Below are 916 nucleotides of genomic sequence, written 5' to 3'. Positions count from 1 at the left end.
GCCCGCCTTCGCCCCGGATGAGACGCCCCGCGACCGGCTGCGCGCCGCCTATGCCGGCCCGCCGTCGTCGTGGCCCGCGCCCTGGGTCGATCCGGGCGTCGGCTTCGTGGAGCTCGGCGCGCGCGATCTGCCGCCGCAAGGGCCACCGACCGACATCGAGCTTGGCCGCCGCCTGTTCCTTGAGCGGCGCTGGTCGGCCGGCGGCGACATCTCCTGCGCCTCCTGCCACGATCCGGCGCTGGGCCACACGGTGCGGACGCCGGTCGCGACCGGCCACAACGGCGCCCTCGGCCGGCGCAATCCGCCGACGCTGATCGGCGTGGAGGCGCGCCCGCGCCTCGACTGGGACGGCCGCTCCCCCTCCCTGCCCGCCCGGGTTCCGGCGCCGCTCATCGACCCAACCGAAATGGGCGGCGCGCGTCTCGACGACGCGCTCGACCGGCTCAAGGACGACGCCGCCTATGCCGAACTGACGCCCGAGCGCGCCGGCGCGGCGCTGTCCGCTTACGTCGCGAGCCTCGACCGCCCGACCCGATTCGACCGTTTCGCCCGCGGCGAGGCCGCCGCCCTGACCGACCAGCAGGTCGAGGGCCTGCATCTATTCCGGACAAAGGCGCGCTGCGCCACCTGCCACATGGGCCCGACGCTGACCGACGAGGGCTTCCACAATCTCGGCCTGTCCGCCTTCGGCGAACCCGGACAGGACCTCGGCCGCCACGCGGCGACCGGGGCGCTCGCCGACGCGGGCGCCTTCCGCACGCCGAGCCTGCGCCACGTGGCCGACACCGCGCCTTACGGACACGCCGGCCTGTTTCCGACGCTCGAGGCCATGATCGGGCTCTATGATCGCGGCGGCGGCGAGGTGTGGATCCGCAACGCCGCCGACGCCGCCCAGCCGCTGCGCCGGGCCGCCGCC

Annotated in this window: 1 protein-coding gene; it reads left to right on the top strand. The window is 75.8% G+C overall.

Going from position 1 to position 916, the window contains the following annotated elements; translation table 11 throughout:
• Nucleotides 1–916 (top strand): cytochrome-c peroxidase (locus ACFQ4O_RS17880; protein WP_378777773.1); only part of this gene is annotated, 916 nt, incomplete at both ends.

This window comes from Methylopila musalis, assembly GCF_042679725.1.
Taxonomy (GTDB): Bacteria; Pseudomonadota; Alphaproteobacteria; order Rhizobiales; family Methylopilaceae; genus Methylopila; species Methylopila musalis.
The sequence above is the reverse complement of the archived record's forward strand: the minus strand, read 5'-3'. Positions and strand labels throughout refer to the sequence as shown.